Source organism: Ensifer sp. NPDC090286, assembly GCF_044769565.1.
Lineage (GTDB): Bacteria > Pseudomonadota > Alphaproteobacteria > Rhizobiales > Rhizobiaceae > Ensifer.
This window is the reverse complement of sequence record NZ_JBIVYF010000004.1, coordinates 162,713-186,417: the sequence shown is the minus strand read 5'-3', so window position 1 is coordinate 186,417 and position 23,705 is coordinate 162,713. Positions and strand designations below refer to the sequence as shown.

Sequence of the window (23,705 nt, the reverse complement as noted above, 5' to 3'; positions counted from 1 at the left end):
TTTTGTTTCGGTGCGCGGGGCTCATGAGGCACCGACCCTGGTCTTCAAAGCATGGTTGCTCTGCAATCGCTTGAATGTCGCCAGCGCCTGACCGATGACCTGGTCCATGTTGTAGTAGCGATAGCTCGCCAGCCGTCCTACAAACGTGACGTCGGTGCGCGACCGGGCGAGCGTCGCATAGTGATTGTACAGCTCTTGGTTCTCCGGTCGGGGTATCGGGTAATAGGGCTCACCCTCGGAACAAGCGTACTCGTAGCAGACCGACGTCTTCGGATGGACTTGCCCGGTAATATGCTTGAATTCGGTAAGCCGAGTGTACGCAACGGTTTCCGACGGGAAGTTCACGACACCTACCGGCAACAGGCGCCGCTGGTCGTGGGTGGTGTGCTCGAACCGGAGGCTGCGGTAGGGGAGAGGACCGAAGCGATGGTCGAAGAATTCGTCGATGGGTCCGGTGAATATCACATGTGCCCCAGGCAAGCGGTCGCGGATCTCGCGGAAGTCTGACCCCAGCAGAATTTCTATGTTGTCGTGATCCAGCATGTTTTCGAACATTGCCGTATAACCATGCTTCGGCATGGCCTGAAACGTGTCTTCAAAGTAACGGTCATCCGTACTGGTTCGCGTGGGAATCCTTGATGTTACGGCCTTGTCCAGCTGCGAAGGATCAAGCCCCCATTGCTTGCGGGTGTAGCCTTCGAAAAAAGTGCGATAGAGGTCGATCCCGACTTGGGAAACGACAACGTCCTTCGACGTGCGGATAAGGTCGGTAGGCTCGGCCTTTGCGGCGAGATACTCCGCGGCCTCAGCCTCGTTCTTCAGATCTAGACCGTAAAGCTCGTTGAGAGTGGTCCGATTGATGGGTATCGGCAACAGCTTGCCTCTCACATCGGCCAGAACGCGGTGCTCGTACAGCCTCCAGGCAGTAAAGCGTGACAAGTAGTCAAATATTGCCTGGCTATTTGTGTGAAAGATGTGCGGTCCGTATTTATGGACCAGGATGCCGTCTTCATTGTAGAAATCATAGGCGTTCCCGCCAATGTGACTGCGTCGATCACATAAGAGGACGCGCCGCTTTCCCTCGTTTGCCAAACGCTCGGCCAACACCGCTCCGGCAAAACCGGCTCCCACGACAAGGAAGTCGAAGCGGCGACGTCTGGACGCAGTCCGCAGCGGCCTGCTCACATCACGACGCGGTGGTGCCGCCGTTCGCTCAAGTGCGGCGGTGACCAGAAGGCTCATCCGGCGTTGCGTGTCGTCCCAGGAAATCCTTGCCAGGCTTTCATCGACAGATTTCAGCCACTCGCCATGCCGCGGTGTTAGGTTTAATGCCCTCTCGCACGCCTGTGTGAACGTCGCAGCGTCTGCCGCGAAGAACACACCGCAAGTTCCGCCGTAATGCCGCACGACATCCGCGATTGGCGTGCTGACCACGGGAAGTCCCGCGGCCAGATATTCGGGCGTTTTCGTCGGACTGATAAACCGCGTAGCATCATTGTTGGCGAACGGCATCAATGCCACATCCCATCCGGAGAAATAGGATGGCAGATCCAAGTAGTCTTTCTGGCCTAGATAATGGATGTTGGGTCGGCGCGGCAGGTCTTCCATTGCGACCTTGGCTACCGGCCCGACAAACACGATCGACCAAGAAGGTCGCTGATCAGCGACGGCCTCAACAAGAGCACGGTCAAGGCGCTCGTCGATCACGCCACAGAAGCCGAGGATCGGACGTGTGATCGCTCTCTCATCTTCGGGCGTGAGCTTCAGCGAGCGGGCCGCGTGGAAATGCCGGACATCGACGCTGGACGGGAAGGGGTGAATATTGTCGTGGTGAAGGCGCTTGGCTTCGTAGAGCGAATACCCGCCCGTAAACACGACGTCCGCCCGCCGCAACAATTCGCGCTCCAGCTCACCCAACAATGGCGACGCAAACTTGAAGTTCGCAAGTTCATCCATGCAGTCGTAGATGACGGCGGAAGCGGCCACGTTCCGCGCCAGCGGAAACATCATCGGCGTGTAAAACCACAGAATGGGCGGTTGTGGTCCGATCAGCGCTACAAGTTCACCAAGCAGCGCGGTCAATCCGACCTCGCGCTCGCCTTCGGTCCAACGGTCCGGAAGTCGAGCCCGTACCGACTTTACGGATGTACCTGAAAAAGAGTGGAACTCGAGGTACGGCAAGTGATGATCGGTTAGAATGTGTTCCTCGAAAAAAAAGACCCTGCGTTCGCGTGCAAACCGTCGCATAAGATGCTGTGGACGCTGGGATACGAAGTCCCACCGAAGGTGAGAAAAGCAGATCAACGGTGCACTTGAACGATCGTTCAACTCTTCGGTTATTGCTGCTGGCAAAACATTCATGAACATATCGCGCTGAGACGTTCAAAAGATTAGTACGTCCTAAAGTTACGCGCGCCCTTTCACGTTTGGGGATAGGATTCAATCAGGTGTCGCAGTTTTTCGATCGAGCGAGGCCACGTCCAATCCCTGAGAGCGGCCGCGCGAGGGCTGAATTCGTGACGCCGGGACAGCATGTCGGCAATTCCGAGATGGAACTCGTCGGCTGCTGCCACTGCCCCTGTCTCGGGCGTTATGTACTGCAGCCCGCAGCGTAGGGCGGCGTTGGCGAGTACGGGCAGACCAGCAAGCATGTACTCGGTGAGAACCGCAGGCGCTCCGTCGTCGATGCCGCAAACCACACCCATGCACGCACTGTTCATCAAGCGATTGACCTCGGCAAAGGGCACACCTGGAGGGCCGACGAAATCGACATTCAGGCCATTCGCCGCCGCCTGCTGACGCAAGGCTTCGGCGTCTTCTCCGTATCCAAATAGGCAGAGTGCCCGAACGCTTCGTGGCAATTGAGTGAGGGCGGCAAAGAGGAGGTCGTGGCGCTTATACGGTTGGGCGGCAGCGACATAGATGAGGTCGTATTCCTTTGAGGTTTCGATCGGATAAAACGTGGTTGGCGATGCGAATTCCGGCCCGATCGGAAGGATGGCGCAGGGCATACCAGGGTGCCGCGCTTGGACCTCGCTAGTCTGTGCTTGTGAAGCCGTCAAAACGAGATCGAAGTGACGGCTTATGCTGGGCGGGACGCGCAAAGCCGGCACATCGATCGAGTTATAGATCTTGTAGCTGCGATCACAGGCTCGGAGGATCTCTTCGCTTACTCCCAGTCCCCAGACGCAAAGGATGCTAGGGGCGCCATAGACCTCGATATGAGCGAGCATGTCGTTGGATGAAAACGGGGTGTCGGGACCATCAAGGAAGAAGGACCGTCGCTTTATAGGCATGGGCGCGGGCAGCACCTGCGGCGGACCGTCCCCTCGCCAATGACTCCAGATCTCGGCGAGATCGACCAGACCATGCGCCAGGCAGGCCAAGGGAAGGCGTTCAAGATAGCCGCCCTCAACGACAATCTCGTGGGAAGCGGCTTCACTCTCCACCCCCTCATCCGCGAGGCTGGACGCCCACGCGCGCAGACGTTCGGCCTTCGGTGAGACTGCGTGCGCGGTCGGCCAACCGTCCTGATAGTCGCTGATGACAACTAGTTTCCGCTTTGACATAGGCACACACATCGCCTTACGAGCGTCGAGCCGACGTTCGTGGAGTGGTTGGTTCGATAGTCGAGGGATCTCGATCGTCGCCATGGAACCAGCTTTGAGTGTGTTTGTTCCGAGCGGCGCGAATTTTGTATTCTTTCGTCCTTATATACGAAGCTACATTGCACCAACGTCGCGGATCGAATTGGTGCGCAGGCGCTCCAACGAGCTCCGCGCCACGGGCGTCGTGGAACAAAACTGCGCTTCTCGGACTTTTGATCACCGTCGCCCAAGGCGATCTGCTCGGGAAGTTAGGAACCGGCCATGAAACAGAACGATCCCGGTTTGAATGATCCCAGGACCTATCCGATTACCGATGGCGTTCGATCAAGGAAGGTCAACGTGCTGAAATCTCTCGACAGCGGTCACTACGATCTGACGGAATTCATTGGAAAATACGGTTTGTCACCGATTGAGGCGCGAGAAATCCTCGAACGCATCGGTCCCGCGCGCTCTTCTCTCGATGCCTATATGAAGGAACGATCAACGGAATGATTGCCTAGACGCGCGCACACACGGCGTACGCTCATTGGACGCCGTGCTTCCCGGGCGGCGACTGGATCCGGTCCTCATTTCCATCATTTCTGTCCAGAGCCCGGTTCAGTCATCTTGGCGTGCTGGTGAGCGAGCACGCTTGCTGGCGTAATATTGGCCACGGCGGCCTGAAGCTTATTTTTCCATCCGCTGACGACATCACCTTCGCCATCAAGCAACGCATCGTAGCCGACCCTGGCAACCTCAGCGGGATCATCCTTTTCAGACTGGCCGATCGATGTGTCCATAAGTTGGGCGCGCCTGAAGAATTCCGTTTCCGTCGCGCCCGGCATCAGGCAGCTTACGGTCACCCCGGTGTCCTTGAGTTCCTCGCGCAGCGCGAAGGAGAAGCTGTTGATGAAAGCCTTGGTGCCGTTGTAGACCGCCTGGTACGAGCCAGGCATGAAGCCGGCAATAGAACCGGTCAAAAGGATCCGGCCGCCGCCGCTCGCCCGCATCTGTTTACCGATCTGCTGAACGAGATAGATCGTCCCGATGATGTTGGTATCGACGACTTTGCGCGCTTGCGCGAAGTCCTGATCGAGAAAACCTCCATCAAGACCGCGGCCCGCATTGGCCATGAGGAGAGCCACAGGTCGCCCGCCGATGCGTTCTGTCAGCAGGTCAACACCGTCGATTGTGGAAAGATCAGCCTCGACGGCTTCGACGGACATGCCCAACTGTTGCAATCGGAGACAGGCGTCTTCGATGGCCGCTTCATCGGCCGAGATGACAAGATCGTAGCCATCTTGCGCGGCGCATTTCGCTAGTTCGTATCCGATACCGGTCGAGGCTCCCGTCACAACGGCGAGCCCTTTTGAGGAGGTCGCGTCAGTCATGTTCTTTCTCCTTAGGGCCTCAGGACGACTTTGATGCAGCCATCCTGTTTGTCGCGAAAAGTCTTGTAGAGATCCGGCCCTTCTTCCAGCGACGCCCGGTGCGTGATGATGAAAGACGGATCGATCTCGCCGTTTTCGATACGTTGCATTAAAAGGGGCAGGTAATGCTGAACCGGTGTCTGAGCCATCTTGAACGTCAGGCCGCGATTGATGGCCGACCCCATTGGAATCTTGTCGAGAAAGCCGCCATAAACGCCGACAATCGACACCGTGCCGAAATTTCGACAGCAATGGATAGCTTGGCGCAGAACGTGGGGCCGATCCGTCCCCATGAAAGTCGCGACCTTGATGCGGTCGATCCGCGAGTCCCAGCTCGCGGCCGGGTCGGCTTCTGTGCCGACTGCATCGATGCAAGCGTCGGCACCCCTCCCATTGGTCATTTCCATGATCTTGTCGTAGATGTCGTGATCCATGAAATCGAGCGTGTCGGCGCCTGACTGCTCGGCCAGTCGAAGTCGTTCCGGAACGGTGTCGATGGCGATCACCCTTCCGGCGCCCAGGATGAAGGCGGATTTGATCGCCATCTGGCCGACGGGGCCGCAGCCCCACACAGCGATCGTGTCCTCCGGTTTTATGTCGCAGAAATCGGCAGCCATGTATCCGGTCGGAAAAATATCGGAGAGGAACAGCACCTGTTCGTCCGTCAAACCGTCCGGCACCTTGATGGGCCCTACATCTGCATAGGGTACGCGCAAATATTCGGCCTGGCCGCCGCTGTAGCCACCGAGAAGATGGGTGTAGCCGAACAGGCCCGCCGGAGAATTTCCCCACAGCTTGGTGACCTTTTCGGGATCGGGGTTGCTTCTCTCACAACCGGAGAAGAAACCGCGTCGGCAGAAGAAGCACTCACCGCAGGAAATCGTGAAGGGCACGACGACGCGATCGCCAACCTTCAGCTTGCCGTTATCCCGACCAACCTCAACGACCTCACCCATCGTTTCGTGGCCCATGATGTCACCGCGATGCATGTCGGGCATCACGCCATTGAAGAGATGAAGGTCTGATCCGCAGATGGCGCATGCAGTGACTTTGATGATCGCATCTCTGCCATGCTCAATTTCCGGGTCCGGCACGCTTTCACATCGAATGTCGTGCTTGCCATGCCAAGTGAGTGCCTTCATTGGAGCCTCCAGAGGTGGAAACAAGGTCCAACCATCAAGGAGGGATTTCGCTCCATTGTTGGTTCATGAAGTGGACAAAAAGAACCAAGAAGCGTTCCTCACGTCGCCGACAGTCACCGGACAGATTAATCCGGCAGACGGATCGCAATCCAACCAAGGGTCGAAGTGAATTGAATGCTCACACAGAAAACTTGCGGCTGAGGTAGCGGGAGCCCTGCGCCCCAAAACGCCAGGGCAGGTCCACAGCCTTGCGAATACCGATGCGCGGTCCCCGACACACTTCCAATTCGTTCTGACCGGCAGAAAGTCGCAACTTGCTGGAAAAAAGCGATTGACCGGAAAGACCAAGCGTTATCTCAAGCGCTTGGCAAAGACGCCCCGGTCCCGCGCACAAAATCCTGTCGTTCGAGGTCCGGCGCCTCAGCCGCATGATCTCAAGACCGATAGCCGGCTCAAGGGCGCGCACGAGGACTGCACTTCCGGTTTGACACACGAAATTCAAGCATATGTGGAGGCCATGGGATCTGTAGACATAGAGCGTGCCAGGCGATCCGAACATCGGACTGTTTCGGGGAGTTCTGCCCCGATAGCTGTGAGACGCGGCATCGTCCTTTAGGTACGCTTCCGTTTCAACAATGGTGCCGCCTGCGCCGTCTACTTCTAGAAATGTACCGATCAGATCTTCGGCGACCGTAACGGCGTCACGCGCAAAAAATGCCGAACTGATCATGTGCTTTTTTCCTTCGAAGACCCGCCCGGACGTCGCACCAACATCAGCGGCGTCGCCCGAGGCCTGTCCAAAAGTAACCGAGGGTGCCGCCTTGAGCCTCCCGCCTCGGTACTCCAACGAGGCAAAGGCGGCTGTTGTTCCACCAGCTGGAGCCGGGTGCGCCCCGATGCAACGCAAGGCAGCGCGCCAGGTTCGCGACTGTTCCGGATTGAGGCCGGAGGGCGCGGAACCATTCCGGCCTATCGCCGGACGAGCCGATGACGACACTTTGACAAGGGATCGTCTAGCTCTAGTTATCCCTCGATCGACATCATACACGAGCGCCAAGCCCTCTGCGAAGGCATGTTCACCCTCAACCTTTGCTGCTATCCGTTCTCTGCGATGTTTCAAGGATTTGAGTAGTGAGCATGAGCGACGACAACGAGTACCGGCCCGCTGCAAACCAGAAATTTGTGCCGGTCTGCGCGATCGGGGCTTCAGCCGGTGGCATTGGCGCGCTTCAGAATTTCTTTAGGCATATTCCGACCGAGCTCGGTCTTGCCTACGTGGTCATCCTTCATCTTTCGCCCGATGAGCCGAGCTCGCTTGACGACATTTTGGCCGGTTGCACGCCCATGCCGGTTCACCAGGTCATCAGCACTGCTACCCTTAAGCCCGACTGCGTTTTCGTCATCCCACCGGACCGCGAACTGGTAATCGATGGCGATGGCGTCACCGCGCGCGCCTTCAGCGAACCCAGGGGCCAACGCGCCCCGATCGCGCGGCGAAAAGCCGACCGATCTGGAAAAAATCACCCTCGCAATCGGTCGAATGGTCCACGGCCAATGACCCGCGCGGGCTGCCGGGTTCCAGGAGAGCTAATGGTTTTCCCGATCGATACCGGCAATCGGAAGGGGGAATTTCGCCTCTACGCGACAGGATCTCGAAAATCTGCGAACCGAAGTGGTTGTCGGAGAAGGCGACGAGGGCGGCCAAGCGAGACCGTTCAGCCGTGCCGCGCAATTTCCGCAACGCGCACTTGCATCGTCCAAGCAGGCTTCTAAGATCAGCTGAGGGGTTTGGAGCGACGGCTGCATGGACACGGGCAAGAGGCTGACGGTCTCAACCGCTGCCACGTCAATCGTGGCGGCAATGTTTGCGGCGCTCGTCGTCCTGTTGTTTCTATGGATTTACGAAAGCTATCGCTCCTCCCTGTTTCGGTCCGAAGAGCGTGCTGCAACGGCGTCAAAGATCGTGGCGACCAACGCATCCTGGATTAACGCGCTAGCTGCTCAGGCTCTTCGGCGCATAGACGACACACTGGGACCCACGCTCGGGGTTGCATCCGATGAGGTGGCCGATATCAACCTGGCAGTCGCAGACCTGCCTGGACAAGTCCAGGCTTACGTCGTTGATCGCAACGGCCGGACGCTGTTCTCCACAGACCCCAATATCAAACCCATCGACATTCGAGACCGGCCGTATTTCGCCGCCCTTGCTGCAGGAAAATCCTCCTACCTCTCGGGCCTGCTCGTCAGCAGGTTGAATAATCAGCAAATTTTCGTCTTCAGCAGGCGCCTGGAGCGGGACGGAATATTTGCGGGCGCGGCGATGGTTTCTTTCGAAGGCAAGTTGCTCAAGGAAGTTTGGGAGGCGGTATCCCTCGGGGAAAATTCGACGGTCAGCCTGATACGAAACGATGGCGAACTCGTCGCAAGATATCCTCCTGCCGAAGGTCCGTTGAACATGAGCAAGTACGTTCTGTTCACAGAATATCTACCCTCCTCACCAACCGGCACATATTTGGCGGCGTCACCTGCCGATGGTGTTCGTCGGGTGGTAGCTTATCGCCGCGTGAATGGAACGGATCTTGTGGCTGTCGCCTCTGCCGACTATGGCGCCGGTTTGGGGCCGTTCTGGAGCGACCTCTCCATCGCGTTGGCTGTTCTGGCGTTGGCGGCGGTCGCATCAATTGCTGCAGGTGGCTGGATACATCAATTGGTCCGGCGCGATGTCACGAAGTCCGCGCACCTGCAAGCAGCCTTGGCAGACAATCAGCTGTTGCTGCGTGAAATCCACCATCGCGTGAAGAACAATTTCCAGGGTATTCAGAGCATAATTCGGATGCAACAACTGCCGTCTGGCTCTCAGGAGGCGCTGTTTGACCGCATTGGCGCGATGATCGCAGTTCACGAACAAATCTACGAACACGATCAGTTTGATGCCGTGTCAGCAGCCGATCTGATACCGTCCGTGGTAGACAAACTTGTCGCGGCCTATGCGGACAATGTTTCGATCCGTTATCAGATTGGCGATTTCAGATTGACGCCGGAACAAGCCACTGCAATCGCGCTACTTGTGAACGAGGTTGTGACGAACAGCCTCAAATATGCCTACCCCGACAGCCGACCCGGCCGTATCGAGGTCTCCTTCCAGCAAGCGGGCGAGCACAGCGCTTCTCTTGCCATTATCGACAACGGTGTTGGTTTCGATCCGTCCACGGCACGCAAAGGGATGGGGAGCCGTCTGATACGTGGGGTTATGAGCCAACTCCAGGGGACGTATGAATACAAGCGATGCCATGGGACGACTTTCAACGCCACGGTCAGGCTTCGATAGCCGCCCCGCCCCCGATCCCTCAAAGACGACATCTTGCATTTCGTTGATGGGACCCACTGCCCCGGGCTTCCAAGGCGATGATGCAGAGTCCCGAACGACATGCGTGGGTGAGAAGGGTTGCCCAGCAGGCTTAGCGTGGCACCGTGGGTCGTATCAGGCAAGTTCCAGAGCGCATCCAACATGGCTGGCATACCCGACTGCTCGTCTCGCGCCGTGAGCGCGCCGTCATGCTCGAACCCCCGGGGCAAAGGTATCGTTTTATGGACGCTTCCGCTACGGTGACAAAGTTCGCGATGAGACGACTATTTTGGCAGCCTTCTTCTGGCCGGCCGCAAGGAACATGATTGGAAGTATGTCGGCCCAGTCGGAACGGGGTTTAGCGCCAAGGGCGCCGACTATCTCCGCAGCACGCTGCACAAGGTGGGGACCAGACAGCCGGCCGTGCCGCTCAAGGGCAAAAATCTGGTATTCGTCCAGCCCACCTTGATCGCGGAGATCGAGTTCGCGACTGGACCCATGAGGGCAATTTACGCCACGCCTCCTACAGGGGACTGCGCGAGGTCCAGGACAAAGCCGGTGTTCGACATGAGTGAGAAGAAGGACGGCTAAACAGACGGGGCGCTCGACCCTTTCGGGAACCGCCCTGCCGGCCTTGAACGATCGCGCGCGGCAGCCTGAGCGCTGAGCGGTCAGGACCATTATTCGGGTTTCACGGTTCGTCGACACGCTCGAGTTCGAAGAAATAGATGCGGTCGTCGACACCTTGGATCGTCATCGCTCCCATGACCCTCAGCTCATCGATGCGCCGGAAATAATCCACGACGGGTTGATGGTCATAGACCAAGGCTCCACTTTCGACACCACCAAATACCAGGCTCTTAAGGGATGCCACCGATCCCCGCGCCCGCAGACGGCGCTGAAGACAGGAAAACAGGCTTTTCCCCAAATGCGTTCTACCGAGTTGATGGAAGCGCAGCGCCAGACCAAGCGGTATCCATTTCGGATCGATGGCAACCAGCCGTCGGTCGCTGAAGCGAAACAGCAAGGCATCCGTGCGCCGGTCCGGCTTGAACCGCTTGCCGAACCAGCCGAGATTTTCCAGCACGCCGTCGAACGGGTGGCCTGCCGGTATGCCGCGCCCCCTCCATAGGCCGACGAGTTCGCACGGCTGGATAGGTGGCAAGCTTTCGAAGTCCTCACGTACCGTCTGCTGGTCTCCCACCAAAAGAACTATCCTTCCCCTTGCCCTCTCGGGCCCGTCGCCCCGATCTCGCAGCGCGTCGGGCGATCCGTAACTCAGCGAGCGACGGCGTCCACCAACCTCGGTCGACTTCGTGCTGTGCTGGCCGAGCTTGCGACGGCCAGGTCGTCACCAATTCCTCCAGCGAGCCCGACCGCCACGACGCCCAAAGGTATTCTTCACCATCTGCCGCGGGAAAGTAGAACGCGCCGATCGTCGCCGGGTCCGCCACTTCTCCGTCCGTGCCAATGAAGAAGACCACGCCGACATGGGTGCCGATCGCGCGCTCGAAGGGTGGGCCATCATCGGCAGGCACGGGATAGCGTTTCCGCCGGCGCTCCCGCGTCCTCGCCTTGGAAGCCCGTTCTTCGTCCGTCCCCTTGATTGCCTCACGCCGGACGCGCCTGGCTTCCGGCTCATTGCGTTCAGCTGCCAATTGGATGGCCGGCCACCGTCGCCGGAGTTCGTCAAACGAGCGATAGGGCACAGTCCAGAGGCGACGATCACCGTCCCAGCGTGCATGTGGGATTTCGCGGATCTCGTTGATGACGCTTCGTGAATAGGGGGTCCGGATCTGGAAATTTGCCGGTCGCGCCTCAAGGTAGTGGCTCTCGATCGGATCGAACGCGAAGGCGTCCCTGCCCTTCTCGTCGGCAAACGTGGCGGCCTCGGCCTCCATCTCGGCCAGCCAATGGCTGATGCGCCTTTCGGCAGTGCGGCCCGGCACGAACCATGCATTGCGGCTCTCGCTCCACCGCGCACGCGGGAACGCCTCCCGAAAACGCTGGATCGTTATCCGGTCGTGCGGCAGGTCAGTCGTCGCTCCCACCCCCTTTGGGGAGGCCGATGCGCCTTTGATTTCCTTTTCCATCTTCCATAGCCCGAGAACGGCCTTGGTAGTTCACGCGGCCCTTCTGCGCTTGGCACGATACTTCGAGAGATTGTCGGCCATATCCCGTTCGGACCCTTTCATAGCAGGAGGCGCGGCGGCGGCCTTTCTCCTGATATTGATCTCAACGAAACAACAACGCCTCCGACGGCCGGAAGTTTCAAAGAGCGTCATCGCAGATGGCAACAGTAAAAGGCGAGTGAAATCGAGCCGAGCGCTGAGCACATCGCCCCACGCGACCTCATCAACGCCGACGAAATTCTGCGGCTGTCGGCCAGCGATGTCCCCGCTGCGGCTGGGGCAGCCGCCAGCGGTCGTCGCGAATCCGATACTTCGAGGACAAGACGTTTGACGGCCTGTTTACGCAGGGCGAAATGGATGCGTTCGGACGTGAACAAGCTTCGCACCGAACTGGCCGCGATCGCCGCGGCACTTCGTGTGCTGGTCATTCTGGAAGCTAATGCACTTAAGCAGATGGCAGACGAGTTTACCTGACAGTCCTTGCCTGAGAACCACGCTTAACGGCTCCGAAGAGAAAAAACGGGATGCGCCATGGAAGGGGAACATTTCTGGTCTGCGTTTGTTTCGGGGCGGGTGACTGGAGTTTGGAGCAATTGATGGTAGACGGGGCAAAGATTGGTCGCTCTTCAGACGCGGCGCGGGTTGACCACGGCTCCTGCTTCTGCGGTTCGGTTCGCGCCAAAGTCATCGGCAAGCCTTTTTGGATAACCTACGACCACGATGACGATTGCCGAAAGGCATTGGGCAGCCCACTGGCGATCTGGATCGGCTATAAGCGGGAGCAGGTCACTTTCGCCGAAGGAATGCTCAAGCGCTTCAGCAAAACGCCGAGTGTCACGCGTTTCTTTTGCGCAAAATGCGGAACGTCTATCGCCTACACGGACGAGGGCCTTGAGAACGAGCTCTGGCTTACGATCGGTTTCATGGACCAACCGGAGGCTTTCAAACCAGACGCCCATGGTTTCTGGAGATTCAAACTACCCTGGCTCACTATCGCGGATGATTTGCCTCGCTTCGACGGATACACGCGGAAGCGCGCACGTCATTACGGAAATCCGGCGGATAGATAGAAGAGGAGGTAGATGTCCTTTCTCGGGGCGATGCTACATAGTCGCCTGGGCCGAGCCGTGATAATCAAGGCGAGCTGCCCAGCCGCACCAGCGATGGGGCAATGTCGATGATGGAGCGCGTGGCAACGCCAACCCCGATCTTTAGGATCGACACCACGGACGGGCTTTATCTCGAGTTGCGGGTCGGCAGATCCCTCGTACATCCGGGACAAACCCAATGCCAGCCGGCAGCGACCTGCAAGAAGGTGTCGTCGCAGCTGTGGCAATGTGCCGGTGATCCGGCTGACCGGTCTTCCAGACGGCAAATATTGGGCCGCGCACAAAAACTGGCGCGCGGGGCCGGGTGAAACGTCCGATCCGACAGCTAGGCGTCGCATCCTAAAACCGGCAAGAAGCGTGCCGCCGGCCGGGATGCCGCGAGGGTCCACGCCCCCCGAGGGGCCGAAGTTCAATAACCGCGCGAGGCCCACCGCACCTTGCTCGCCCCGCAACCGTCAATGAAATCAGGAACCAAAGCGGACTTACCGAGTTTGATAGGCAGCTCTACTGGCTGTGAACAAGGAACCACATCATGAAAAATTTCCTGCTCGCCGGGGTGTTTCTCGGCGTAACGACCTTTGGCGCGCTGGCGCAGACCGCAACACCGCCCGCCACTACGGACGGCGACACGCCGGCGGTTGCGACCCCTGACACGACCAATCCCACCGCACCGGTTGCCGGCTCAAACAGCTTCACTGAGCAACAGGCCAAGGACCGCATCAACGAAGCCGGGTACACCGAGATTACCGGGCTGAAGCTCGACGAGACCGGCGTTTGGCGCGCCACGGCGATGAAGGACGGCAAGTCTGTGCAGGTCGCTCTCGATTACCAAGGCAACATCGTCGCCAACTGATCCCTTAAGGAGACCTTTGATGAAGACGGTTACCGGACTTTTCGACGATCATGCCGACGCACGCGCAGCAGTTACAGCGCTAGAAGATTGCGGCGTGCCTTCGGATGATATCAGCATCGTTTCCAACAATGCTGGCGATCGCTATGGCAGCGCAGACGACAGCAATGCGGCGGAAAGTGCCGGCACGGGCGCCGGTATCGGCGCTGCAGTTGGCGGGGTCGGCGGGTTGCTGACCGGCCTCGGTGTCATGGCCATTCCGGGCGTCGGACCGGTGGTGGCAGCTGGTTGGCTTGCCGCTACCGCAGCAGGTGCTGCGGCGGGGGCGGTCACCGGGGGAGCCGCTGGCGGGATCATCGGTGCGATGACGGACGCGGGCGTCCCGGAGGAACATGCCCATGTCTATGCTGAGGGCGTGCGCCGCGGGGGCGCCGTCGTCACCGCCCGCGTCGATAACGCTGTCTATGCAGATGCTGAAGCCATCTTACGCCGGGGCAGTTGGGTCGATCCGGTCCAGCGCCGCGCCTCTTACTCCGAGCAGGGATGGGCAAGCTTTGACGAATTGCGTGATCCCTATACGGCCGACGAGATCGAGAAGGAACGTTTGCGCCTTGAGAGCATGCGCTAAGGCGCCGGTGACAAGGTTAGACTCGGCCCCGACGCGGCCGAGTCTATTGGCTTTATTGGGAACCGCGGTTCTTTTGTGCCCGGCAGTTTCGGGCCGGGCATCAGTCGCTGATACCATTTAAGGAAGAGTTCAACGAACTGGATGTCAGGCAAACGACTAGGCTGCGTGCTAAAGGCTGCATTCGCACACAATAGTATCTAAGCCACGTAAGGTTGCCTGTTCCCGGATTAGGCCCACTTTCCATCCGACGCCTTCGGAAGCGGGCGTCAGTCGGAACCCATGTCATCGCCGACTTCTTTTACCCGTCCGCGATGCAGCGGCCTGCCCATTTCCCTAACCCGCCACGTCATCAGAGCCTGCAAGCGGCGCTATGCTTATACTCGAACTCTGCAACAGCACTGCGGTGATTGCCGGGTTTCGCAGATAACAGAGGGTTGAGCGCCGATGAGGGGTCGAGCCGCCGCAATCGAACGGGCATGGGAGTGTCTTTACCGCTTGGAACATCCGGTGCGAGAGACGGTCAACCCTCGCTAGAAGCTCTTCTGAATAATCATTGCCCGGACGCCAGGAACATCCGTTTCCCGAAATGATTTGGTAGAAGGTGCAAGTGGAGAAGCGGCATGCAACATCTCGACAAGAAACACTCGAAGCGGGCAAAAGAAGTATTCGACGTTGTGGCTTATTGTAGTTCGCACAGGATCGATGAGAAGGAAATGCGGAAGCTTCTGCGTCTCTTAGGCCATTTTGCTACTCGCCATGAAATCCAGATGAACCTGACAACACGACCCGCGCGCACCCGTTAGAACTCGACACGAGGAGGGCGTCGGGCGACAAATGGGCCAAAGCACTCGCGCGAGTGTTCGATCCCGGCACGCAATCTGCACGAGGGGTCGATCTAAAGATTGCCCGCGCCAAACCGCCACTCAGTCGTCGCTAAAAACGTCGAACGCCCGCCAACGGCGAGAAACAAGCCGTAAAGAACGGTCTGGTTCGATCACATAAATCTCGTAGACGGGGCGACCAAATTGATCCCGAAATTGATGAGGCACAATACTGCCCACCGGCGCCTTCGTCAGCTTGGTACGCGGTTGCCCGCCATAGGTAATACTGCCGGGGATCGGTTCGAGCTGCGAGGAAAAGCGGTAGGTCGTAACCCCGGCAGTGCAGCCGCAAAGAGAAGCGGCAATCACCAGGGCAACAACAGCGATCTTCATGGCTTTAGTCCTCAGGTCATCGGCGTCGTCTTTGTCTTCCGTAGCTGCAAGCTATAAAGCGGCGCGGCGACGAGAAGTTCCAATAGCTCAGTTTCCGTGATCTACCCCTCGCGGCTAGAACTAACGGAACAATTGCCGTCGACGCGACCATGCCCTCGGGTTCAAGGCGTCTTAAGATCTGCAGTCGTGACACAACCCGCGCACTTACCCGCTTCGCATCTCTATGACCTGAGCGTGCCGCGAGTTCGGGACATGGCCTCGAACCCCGACTCCCGCCGGGTTGGCCAGGGGCAGAGGAATTTTAGGTTGCGACCGTGGAACTTTGGCTGCTTCGCGTGGTTCGCAGGCAACGGGAGAGTTGTTTCGGGGGAGTTCAGCCGCTGCCCGACCTACGCACTATGATCTTCGTGACCAGAATCTGGCGCGCGGGCGGGCCGAAAACGACTTGGTCGAAAACCCGCCACCCATCTCTAGGAAGTCCGCCATGACCAATGCAGCCGATATTCTCATCGAAACGCTCATCGCTTGGGACGTCAAGGTCGTCTTTGGCCTTCCGGGAGACGGCATTAACGGCATAATCGAAGCGCTCCGCGTTCATCAGGAGGAAATCCGTTTCATCCAGGCGAGGCACGAACAATCCGCCGCCTTCATGGCCTGCGCCTACGCCAAATTTACCGGAAAGCTTGGCGTATGCCTTGCCACATCCGGGCCCGGCGGGACCAATTTGCTCACCGGCTTGTACGACGCGAAACTCGACCAGGTGCCGGTGCTGGCAATCACTGGCATGCAGTTCCACGACCTCATCGAAACCTTCACGCAGCAGGACGTTGATCTTACCCGAGTGTTCGACAACGTTGCCATCTACAACACGCAGGTGAATGATGCCGTGCACGTCGAGAACGTCACTAGCCTTGCATGTCGCTCCGCGATAGCAAAACGAGGTGTCGCACATCTATCGATTTCAAATGACGTGCAGGAAAAAGTCGAGGAAGAGCGCTCCAAGCGGAACCGTCCGAACCATGTGCCAAACAACTTTTTCGGCGGTCAGGAGCTGCCCGACGAAGATGCCCTCGACCATGCCGCCGCCATTCTCAATTCCGCATCCAAAGTTGCGATCCTTGCCGGGCGTGGTGCAATTCTCGCTCGCCAGGAGCTGCGCCAGGCGGCCGACCTGCTCGGCGCCCCGGTAGCCAAGGCATTGCTGGGCAAAACGGTTCTCGCCGATGACGACCCGTTTACGACCGGAGGCATAGGCATCCTCGGAACCGACGTATCGCAGAAGATCATGCAGGACTGTGACGCGGTGCTGATCGTCGGTTCGACGTTTCCCTACATCGAATACTACCCCAAGCCGAGCGCCGCCAAAGGCGTGCAGATCGATCGAAACGCTCAGCGGATTGGGCTGCGTTTCCCGGTTCAGTCGGGATTGGTAGGTGATACTAAGGCCACCCTTGGGCTGCTCAACGCCAAATTAGACCGCAAATCCGATCGCTCTTTCCTTGAAGATGCGCAGGCTCGCATGCGCGCGTGGCGCGACAAGATGGTTTTGCTGGAAAGTGATGAAAGCTCGCCTTTAAAGCCGGCCGCCGTCGTGGCGGCCTTCGGAAGGCGGATCGAAACCAACGCAATCGTCGTTGCCGACTCCGGGCAAAATACAGAGCTTGCTGCTCGACATATAAACCTCGGTGAGCAAAACGATTTCGCGGTATCGGGTTCGCTGGCATCCATGGCATCGGCGCTTCCCTATGCGATCGCAGCCGGCATTGCGAACCCCACTCGCCCCATTTATGCAGTCGTTGGGGACGGCGGTCTTGCAATGCAACTCGGTGAATTCTCGACGGCCGTGAGATACGGCATACCGCTCAAAATGCTGGTCGTCCGTAATGACATGCTCAACCAGATCGCCTGGGAGCAAATGATGTTTCTCGGCAATCCGCAATTTGCCTGCGAACTTGCGCCCATCGATTTCGCCAAGGCTGCCGACGCGATGGGCGGCCGCGGATTTACGATCGAAAGCTTCGACAGGATCGAAAGGGTGCTCGGCGACGCGTTCGCGGTTAAGGGGCCCGTGATCATTCAAGCCGTCGTCGACCGGTACGAGCCGATGATGCCGCCGAAGATGCCTGCCGACTATAGGAAGAACTTCGAGAACGCGCTTGCGAAGACGACTGGACGCGAAAAGATCAAATCGAACGCCGCCAAGGAGCCGCTCAAAAGCATGATGGGAAGTAGGACTGAAAGATGACAGCCCAATTGGAAGAAACGGCTGCGGCCAATGCACTCGGTGCGCACGCCCAGGTCACTTCGCCGCATCCGGACCTAAGCTCGAAAGGGACAACTGCATGGAGACAGCGCTCGTTGTTGGTTATCTGGCTTCCGCCTGTTCCGTCGCCAGTTTCGTCCCGCAGGTCTGGAAAGTGCTGAAGACTGGCGACACGGCGGCCATTTCCACGCGCATGTACGCTTTGACAGTGACAGGATTTGCCCTTTGGTCAATGTTCGGAATGTTGCGCCTCGAATGGCCGATCATTCTGACAAATTCGATCTGCTTCATCCTTTCCGGCTTCATCCTCATCAAAAAGCTGCGGGTGTGAGCATGCGCTTGGAACGGCAGGGCGTACGGCACAGCGAAGTGTATCGCCGCAAGGGGCAGTTTGCGGGGTGGCCAGCCAATTATGGTCTCTGGATGTGGGGCAACGAAACGGTGGTTGTCTTCGTAGCAGGTATCTTGGGCAGTGAAGGCCCGCTCCATGCGCGTGACCGCAACCACGCATTTCGTCCCCGTCAGGCACGCAGTTTGGATGGAGGGTTGACATGGGCAATCGAAGCCTTCAGCGGGGCCACGCCGGGCGGCGCTTCCCTTTCGGCGGATGAACACCTCAACGATCCGCTTCGAGCAGGCACGAACATTGCTCCGGGACGTGAATTGCTGATCCTGGATTCCCCGATCGATTTTTTTGATCCGGAAACGATTGTGATGGCGGGACGCACAGGAATTCGAGGCAATGCCATAAGCTGGTTCTATGTCAGTCGCGACCGCGCGCGGACCTGGGCCGGCCCCTTTGGCCTAGGCGATATGGGGTTACCCGGTATATCGGCTCGCACCGACATTGTCGCGCTTGGGCGCCATGACGCCCTCTTCATGCTGACGTCGACCAAATCTGACGGCGAGGAAGGCCGCGTCTTTTGCGCCCGTACCGAAGACGGCGGGCGAAGCTTTTATGTTCAAGCCTTCCTGATGGCGGAGACTGCGGGCTATTCGATCATGCCGGCGTCCGTCATGCGGCCCGACGGCGCGATACTGACGCTCGTTCGGCGGATGGAAACGACGGACACAGGCTGGATTGACGCGTTCATTTCAAAGGACCTGGGACAAAGCTGGAGGGAAATCGGCGAGCCGATCCCGACGGGATGTGGCGGCAATCCGCCGGCGGTGACAACGCTTGCAGATGGACGCATCGTCTTGGTTTACGGTTACCGCGACCGGCCCTACGGAATTCGATGTCGCACCAGTCGCGATGGTGGCGTCACCTGGTCCGCAGAAACCATCGTCCGCGACGACGGCGGCAGTCCGGATCTGGGCTATGCCCGGATTGTCGTTAGGCGGGACGGTTCCATCCTGGCAGTCTACTACTTCAACAGCCGCGAAAATCCCGAACGCTTCATTGCCGCTTCAACGTTCTCAGCCGACGCAGTGACGTGGCGAGCACACCCGCGGCTGTGACGTGGAACACCGTGGAGTCCACGTGCCGATTGTCGCTGGATCAGTGGGTCTTGCAGGCTGCTCCGTCGGTAAACAGAGGTCTGGAAGCGCTCGGCATCGATCGACTAGGGCCCTTCTTAGAGACCGAAGCGACCTCACCGCTGCGGGTTGGATAGGATTCTTGGCTCCCTTGCGCCAGGGCGATGACGACGTCCCTTGACCCCGACCGCCTCAATGCATTTGGTCAGCGCGCGCACCGCGAAATCGGCAGCATGATCTGAATTTCTGGGTAGGCATTCCCATGGGCGCAACTTGACGAGCGTGAACCAACCACCTTAATACCCGCAACTGTTGCTCCCCAGCGCAACGTTCTTGAAAATGGTTTGGCACCGAAGAAACCAAGGTTTGAGATCTCTGGTATTTCAGTAACCAGGCCCCTTGATCGGTTACCCGCGTTCAGCACGGACTGGCTTGTCGGCCGTTAGTGGTGTCTTGTCTGTTCCTTACATAAGGGACCGAACCATAGCAGCACGAGCCCTACGATCAGCGGCAACGCCATCACGAACAGTAATGTAAGGGCTATCATCAAACACTCCGAATGCCGTATGCGTTACTTGGGTATCGCCCACCTGCTGCTTATCTGCCATGACGAGCGGCCACGCCTCGAAGCGTTGCCATACAGAACCTGACGTCGCGGCAAACGTTCCTGTCCCAAATTGTCCCGTAACGATCCAGGCTTTCGTCGGGGAAACAACACGCGCCGGAAATACTGGTACTTCGACCAGCCGCCGGAGGGAGAGGGTATCGCCAACAACGCCGCTAGGTTGGACCGGCTGACGATCCGGAGATCAACAAACGGGTCGACGACTTAGGCATCGAGCAGCCGTTGACCAAGTTCGGCGGTCATGGTGCATACATAGGGTCGATCTGTTTCACGTTGCCTCGCTGTACTAAATGGGAGTTTTTAGTACAGCGAGGCAAGCCATTGAGAAACGATAGACGACGCAGCTGTACTAAATTTCTGCATGTAGCTTTGATCCCACTTTGTTCGCCACCAATCTTGTATCTCGCCTCAGCCTGGCCTGACCAACTTCCAGAACAAGGCAATAGTCGGTCGCCAACTCGGGTCCATCCCGTCCCGCCAATAACATAACGATCTGAACCGCCTATATCGTGGTTAGCCAGCCGGCTTTTTGAACGGATGCGGCAAGTGCGTCGAAATCTTTACAGGGATGGCAGCGGAATGAACACAAGGGAAACAATTACGGCGGACCTTGCACGGCTGGGTGTCCAATCCGGCGCTCTCGTCATGGTTCACGCATCGCTGAAGGCGATCGGCCCCGTCGAAGGAGGCGCAGAACCGGTAGTGTCTGCCTTGCTCGATGCCGTCGGCCCCACTGGAAGCTTGATGGGATACGCCTCGTGGGACCGGTCGCCTTACGACGAAACGCTCAATGGCGCGCGGATGGATGCGGAGTTGCGCCACCGATGGCCGCCGTTCGATCCGGCCATATCAGGCACGTATCGTGGCTTCGGTCTGCTCAACCAGTTCCTCCTCCAGACACCCGGCGCCCGGCGCAGCGCGCACCCAGATGCCTCTATGGTTGCGGTAGGGCCTCTGGCTGGCATTCTGACGCAGCCTCACGAACTTGGGCAGGCTTTCGGCCCTGGATCGCCGCTGGAGCGTTTCGTCGAGCGTGCCGGAAAGGTTCTGTTGCTCGGAGCCCCGCTCGATTCCACTACCGTTCTGCACTATGCCGAGGCCATCGCCCGTATCCCGAACAAACGGCGCGTGACCTACGAAATGCCGATCCGTAGCGAGGACGGCGGAGTGAGATGGAAAGGCGCCGAGGATTTCGACACCAACGGCATTCTGGATTGTTTCGCAATCGAAGGAGAGCCGGACGCCGTTGAGACAATTACCAATGCCTATGTGGAGCTGCGACGCCATCGAGAAGGCTTGGTCGGTCAGGCGCACTGCTACTTGTTTGAAGCGCGGGATATCGTTTCTTTCGGTATCGACTATCTTGAACGGCACTTTGGCGCGCCCTGATTCCACACATGGCATGCCCGCGATATTGAACAGAAGCGCTTAACATCGAAGGAGGGAGCCTATGTCTGCTACCGCAACCATGTTTGCCCAGTCGTTCTTCCATGGCACCAAAGCCGCTCTCGCCCCCGGTGATCTGATCGCCGTCGGCTACCGGTCGAATTTCACAGACGCGAAACCCCTATCGTGGGTGTATTTTACAGGCACCCTCGATGCGGCGATCTGGGGCGCCGAATTGGCGGGTGGCAGCGGAACGGGACGAATTTATGTCGTCGAACCGACCGGCGCCATCGAGGAAGATTCGAACCTGACGGACAAGAAGTTCCCCGGCAACCCGACACTGTCCTATCGCTCCCGCAATCCACTACGCGTGATTGCTGAAGTGACGAAATGGCAAGGACACCCGGCCAAGCGGTTGCGGGAAATGAAGGAGGGCCTAGCTCGACTGAACGCAGAAGGTGCCGAGATCATCGATTAACGTCGCTGGTCGGAGGGCATCACAGTCCGCATCGTCCCCCTTTGTCGCCGGCATAACGGGGTGAAAAACTTGCGTATCGTGTCGCAGGTCAGTCCAAATTTCCGTTGTGCCTACAAGCGGGTATGAAGACGGATTGATCATGGAAAGAGACGCTCATCCGTGAGCGTCAGTAGGATGACGACCTCGGCCTGCAGATCAGCGCAAATTTGCTGGTACTCGTTGATCAGCTCTACGCGAGCCGGATATTCCTGTCGCAGGTCTTCGAGGGTCGAAGCGGCAAGCGCATAAGCCTCGAATAGATCTAGCAGGCAAGGTTCTCTGGCCTGGCGCAGCTGGGGTCGATGACGGGGTAAAGCCATTTCAAGTCGTGCTCGTCCTAAGTGCATTAGCCTCATCGCTGACCCTCTTCCGCCTAAGCCGAGTTTGATAGGGCGACCGGCGTCGGCAGCCCAATGGCGACTGCCTGCGGAGGTTGGTTCGACAGCTCGCTGCCTACAAAAAGGTAGCCGCCGATGAGGACCATCGCCCCCAGCATCACTCCGATGGGAAGCCCAGTTGAAAAATTTCGCTCTGCTCGGCTGTACCGGTCCTGCTCGTACATTCCACGGTCCTGTGATCGTCAGCGACACCAGGGCCAACCGAAGGGACGATAAGCTGCCCTGGTGTCGTTGTTCGCCGATACACGCAGGGAAGCGGTCATCGACCAGAAGGAAATTAGGGCGCGGAACTTGGCAAGCTACGGTGTTAGGACCTTTGCGCGGGGGTTATCCGACTGAAGTCCCATCGCGGAACTTTTTGCGACACCCCTATGTTTTGAGGCGTTGCGTTGTTGGCGCGCATGCGTCCTAGGTGCCCACGCGACGTCGCGCGATCAGCGTAGGCTGCACTGTTTCAGGTCGGGTTAAAGCCCAACACGAAATCGATGACCTTCGATGATGTCATCTCACAGGGCTTGAGAACGACGCCGGTATCGAGCACATAGAAGTTGAAACTTACGACGTCGGTTCCACCGAGCTGTTCGCCGTAGAGCCAGATGCGTCGTTGATCGGCCGAGCGCCGGATCGTTGCGCCCCATGGTCGATCTTCAAAGGTTCCTTGGACGTAACCGTCGGAAAGTTGTGCAAGCGCTTCCTCGAACCGCAACAGCACTTGAGGCGAAGGCCCAGATGCGAGGGCCTTCATGGTGCAAGGCATTCCTCACAGATGCCGCAGCCGTCGGCGTCCATATGCGCGGCGAGCCGCTTTTTCTGACAACAGAGGCACATCACGGCGCCGCGGCCGCTTTCATTCTCCCGTTTTGGCGGAAGGACGTTGACTTCGTCGTCGAAAGTTACTTTGGCTACCAATCGATCCATCTCGGGGCTCCATGTCGAGGACAGCACCAAAGATAAGAAGCTTTCCGATCCGCGCAAGGTACTGGCGCAAACCTGAAGCCGTGCGCAATCACACGACAGGAAGGCGCTTTTGGTTTGTTCCAAACCGCTCGAGCATCGTTCGCAGCCGAGCATTCTCCTGTCGAAGCCGTTGCACCAGAAGCCGTTTCAGTCGGCAGTTTTCTTCCTCGAGTGCAGCAAGGTCATCGACCGAGATGTCTGGGGACGGAATGTCGATTGTCCTATTCACCGCGCGGCGAACGACAGGCGATCGACGTTTGCGCTTCGCAATCCGTGGCGCGTCCAGAGACACAAGCGCCGGCTCTGCCAGAGAGCGGCTAGCTTCTTCGGTGCGATCAGGCAGGACCTCTTCCGCGACGACAATGGGACTGTCGATTGGCAGCTCGCCACCGATCTCGTTTTGATCTTGTGTTGGTTCGCCGCTCCCCAGGAAAGAAAGGTCGCCAGCTCGACCCAAACTTTCGAACAGATGCGGCGCTTCGGTCTCGGCCTCGCGCACCAGTGCCTTGAGATCGGTATCACCCCAGATCGACGTTGGCCGAATTGCCGAACGCCGGCGTGCCGATTTCACTTCGACGATAAACTTTCGCTGCTGTGGCTTCATTGAAATCCAATGGTCAAGAGCGGCAGGCCGAAGCACGG

At 58.4% G+C, this 23,705-nt stretch carries 22 protein-coding genes and 1 pseudogene; 12 read left to right on the top strand and 11 right to left on the bottom strand.

Annotated features, from left to right (window positions below):
• Positions 1-21: 21 nt before the first annotated feature.
• Both glf and ACIQUG_RS21420 read right to left on the bottom strand, forming a co-directional pair.
• Complete coding sequence (gene glf / locus ACIQUG_RS21425; RefSeq protein WP_402324614.1) at positions 22-2,247, bottom strand: UDP-galactopyranose mutase; 2,226 nt, start codon at positions 2,245-2,247, stop codon at positions 22-24.
• Positions 2,248-2,420: 173 nt separating this feature from the next.
• On the bottom strand, positions 2,421-3,653 hold the full coding sequence (locus ACIQUG_RS21420; protein WP_402323962.1) for a glycosyltransferase: 1,233 nt from the start codon (positions 3,651-3,653) through the stop codon (positions 2,421-2,423).
• Positions 3,654-3,869: 216 nt separating this feature from the next.
• Between ACIQUG_RS21420 and ACIQUG_RS21415 the strand changes: the two genes are divergently transcribed.
• Positions 3,870-4,100, top strand: a complete 231-nt coding sequence (locus ACIQUG_RS21415; protein ID WP_402323961.1) for a hypothetical protein — start codon at positions 3,870-3,872, stop codon at positions 4,098-4,100.
• Positions 4,101-4,183: 83 nt separating this feature from the next.
• On the opposite strand, the gene ACIQUG_RS21410 is transcribed toward ACIQUG_RS21415, so the two are convergent.
• The 3 genes from ACIQUG_RS21410 to ACIQUG_RS21400 all read right to left on the bottom strand — a co-directional run bounded on the left by ACIQUG_RS21410 (position 4,184) and on the right by ACIQUG_RS21400 (position 6,889).
• Positions 4,184-4,978 (bottom strand): SDR family NAD(P)-dependent oxidoreductase, encoded by a 795-nt coding sequence (locus ACIQUG_RS21410; RefSeq protein ID WP_402323959.1) that lies wholly within the window; start codon positions 4,976-4,978, stop codon positions 4,184-4,186.
• A gap of 11 nt (positions 4,979-4,989) precedes the next feature.
• Positions 4,990-6,159: a zinc-dependent alcohol dehydrogenase gene (locus ACIQUG_RS21405; RefSeq protein ID WP_402323958.1), complete on the bottom strand. Its 1,170-nt coding sequence runs from the start codon at positions 6,157-6,159 to the stop codon at positions 4,990-4,992.
• 178 nt (positions 6,160-6,337) lie between these two features.
• Positions 6,338-6,889 (bottom strand): DNA-3-methyladenine glycosylase, encoded by a 552-nt coding sequence (locus ACIQUG_RS21400; protein ID WP_402323957.1) that lies wholly within the window; start codon positions 6,887-6,889, stop codon positions 6,338-6,340.
• Positions 6,890-7,296: 407 nt separating this feature from the next.
• Between ACIQUG_RS21400 and ACIQUG_RS21395 the strand changes: the two genes are divergently transcribed.
• The 3 genes and pseudogenes from ACIQUG_RS21395 to ACIQUG_RS21385 all read left to right on the top strand — a co-directional run.
• The gene (locus ACIQUG_RS21395; RefSeq protein WP_402323955.1) at positions 7,297-7,932 is read left to right on the top strand and encodes a chemotaxis protein CheB; all 636 of its coding nucleotides are present in this window, start codon (positions 7,297-7,299) and stop codon (positions 7,930-7,932) included.
• 31 nt (positions 7,933-7,963) lie between these two features.
• Positions 7,964-9,487, top strand: coding sequence for a sensor histidine kinase (locus tag ACIQUG_RS21390; RefSeq protein ID WP_402323954.1), 1,524 nt, complete (start codon positions 7,964-7,966; stop codon positions 9,485-9,487).
• A gap of 309 nt (positions 9,488-9,796) precedes the next feature.
• A pseudogene (locus tag ACIQUG_RS21385) lies at positions 9,797-10,080 on the top strand (ATP-dependent DNA ligase); the annotation flags it as partial.
• Positions 10,081-10,196: 116 nt separating this feature from the next.
• Here ACIQUG_RS21385 and ACIQUG_RS21380 read toward each other — a convergent pair.
• Together ACIQUG_RS21380 and ACIQUG_RS21375 are read right to left on the bottom strand one after the other, a co-directional pair.
• Entirely contained in the window at positions 10,197-10,709 is a 513-nt protein-coding gene (locus ACIQUG_RS21380) for a DUF4334 domain-containing protein (RefSeq protein WP_402323952.1), read from the bottom strand.
• On the bottom strand, positions 10,684-11,598 hold the full coding sequence (locus tag ACIQUG_RS21375; protein WP_402323950.1) for a hypothetical protein: 915 nt from the start codon (positions 11,596-11,598) through the stop codon (positions 10,684-10,686). The genes ACIQUG_RS21380 and ACIQUG_RS21375 overlap by 26 nt, the downstream gene beginning before the upstream one ends.
• A gap of 635 nt (positions 11,599-12,233) precedes the next feature.
• On the opposite strand from ACIQUG_RS21375, the gene ACIQUG_RS21370 reads away from it, so the two are divergent.
• From ACIQUG_RS21370 to ACIQUG_RS21360, 3 genes are all read left to right on the top strand, one after another.
• Positions 12,234-12,707, top strand: a complete 474-nt coding sequence (locus ACIQUG_RS21370; protein ID WP_402323948.1) for a GFA family protein — start codon at positions 12,234-12,236, stop codon at positions 12,705-12,707.
• Between the two features lie 571 nt (positions 12,708-13,278).
• Complete coding sequence (locus ACIQUG_RS21365; protein WP_402323946.1) at positions 13,279-13,599, top strand: PepSY domain-containing protein; 321 nt, start codon at positions 13,279-13,281, stop codon at positions 13,597-13,599.
• A gap of 19 nt (positions 13,600-13,618) precedes the next feature.
• Positions 13,619-14,224 carry a general stress protein gene (locus ACIQUG_RS21360; protein WP_402323945.1) on the top strand — a complete coding sequence of 202 codons (606 nt, stop codon included), beginning with the start codon at positions 13,619-13,621 and terminating at the stop codon, positions 14,222-14,224.
• A gap of 923 nt (positions 14,225-15,147) precedes the next feature.
• On the opposite strand, the gene ACIQUG_RS21355 is transcribed toward ACIQUG_RS21360, so the two are convergent.
• Complete coding sequence (locus ACIQUG_RS21355) at positions 15,148-15,438, bottom strand: hypothetical protein (protein ID WP_402323943.1); 291 nt, start codon at positions 15,436-15,438, stop codon at positions 15,148-15,150.
• A gap of 484 nt (positions 15,439-15,922) precedes the next feature.
• Between ACIQUG_RS21355 and ACIQUG_RS21350 the strand changes: the two genes are divergently transcribed.
• The 5 genes from ACIQUG_RS21350 to arr all read left to right on the top strand — a co-directional run bounded on the left by ACIQUG_RS21350 (position 15,923) and on the right by arr (position 21,669).
• Positions 15,923-17,683 (top strand): thiamine pyrophosphate-binding protein, encoded by a 1,761-nt coding sequence (locus ACIQUG_RS21350; RefSeq protein WP_402323942.1) that lies wholly within the window; start codon positions 15,923-15,925, stop codon positions 17,681-17,683.
• 97 nt (positions 17,684-17,780) lie between these two features.
• On the top strand, positions 17,781-18,032 hold the full coding sequence (locus ACIQUG_RS21345) for a SemiSWEET family sugar transporter (protein WP_402323941.1): 252 nt from the start codon (positions 17,781-17,783) through the stop codon (positions 18,030-18,032).
• The gene (locus ACIQUG_RS21340) at positions 17,957-19,162 is read left to right on the top strand and encodes a sialidase family protein (protein WP_402323940.1); all 1,206 of its coding nucleotides are present in this window, start codon (positions 17,957-17,959) and stop codon (positions 19,160-19,162) included. Before ACIQUG_RS21345 ends, ACIQUG_RS21340 begins: the two co-directional genes overlap by 76 nt.
• Positions 19,163-20,384: 1,222 nt before the next feature.
• Entirely contained in the window at positions 20,385-21,194 is an 810-nt protein-coding gene (gene aac(3), locus ACIQUG_RS21335) for an aminoglycoside 3-N-acetyltransferase (RefSeq protein WP_402323939.1), read from the top strand.
• 61 nt (positions 21,195-21,255) lie between these two features.
• Entirely contained in the window at positions 21,256-21,669 is a 414-nt protein-coding gene (gene arr / locus ACIQUG_RS21330; protein WP_402323938.1) for an NAD(+)--rifampin ADP-ribosyltransferase, read from the top strand.
• Positions 21,670-22,560: 891 nt separating this feature from the next.
• Here the strand turns inward: arr and ACIQUG_RS21325 are convergent.
• The 3 genes from ACIQUG_RS21325 to ACIQUG_RS21315 form a co-directional block, all read right to left on the bottom strand.
• Entirely contained in the window at positions 22,561-22,863 is a 303-nt protein-coding gene (locus ACIQUG_RS21325) for a hypothetical protein (RefSeq protein ID WP_402323937.1), read from the bottom strand.
• Positions 22,848-23,024 carry a hypothetical protein gene (locus tag ACIQUG_RS21320; protein WP_402323935.1) on the bottom strand — a complete coding sequence of 59 codons (177 nt, stop codon included), beginning with the start codon at positions 23,022-23,024 and terminating at the stop codon, positions 22,848-22,850. The genes ACIQUG_RS21325 and ACIQUG_RS21320 overlap by 16 nt, the downstream gene beginning before the upstream one ends.
• An 88-nt stretch (positions 23,025-23,112) precedes the next feature.
• A complete protein-coding gene (locus tag ACIQUG_RS21315) occupies positions 23,113-23,667 on the bottom strand; it encodes a hypothetical protein (RefSeq protein ID WP_402323934.1) in 555 nt (184 codons plus the stop codon).
• Positions 23,668-23,705: the final 38 nt, after the last annotated feature.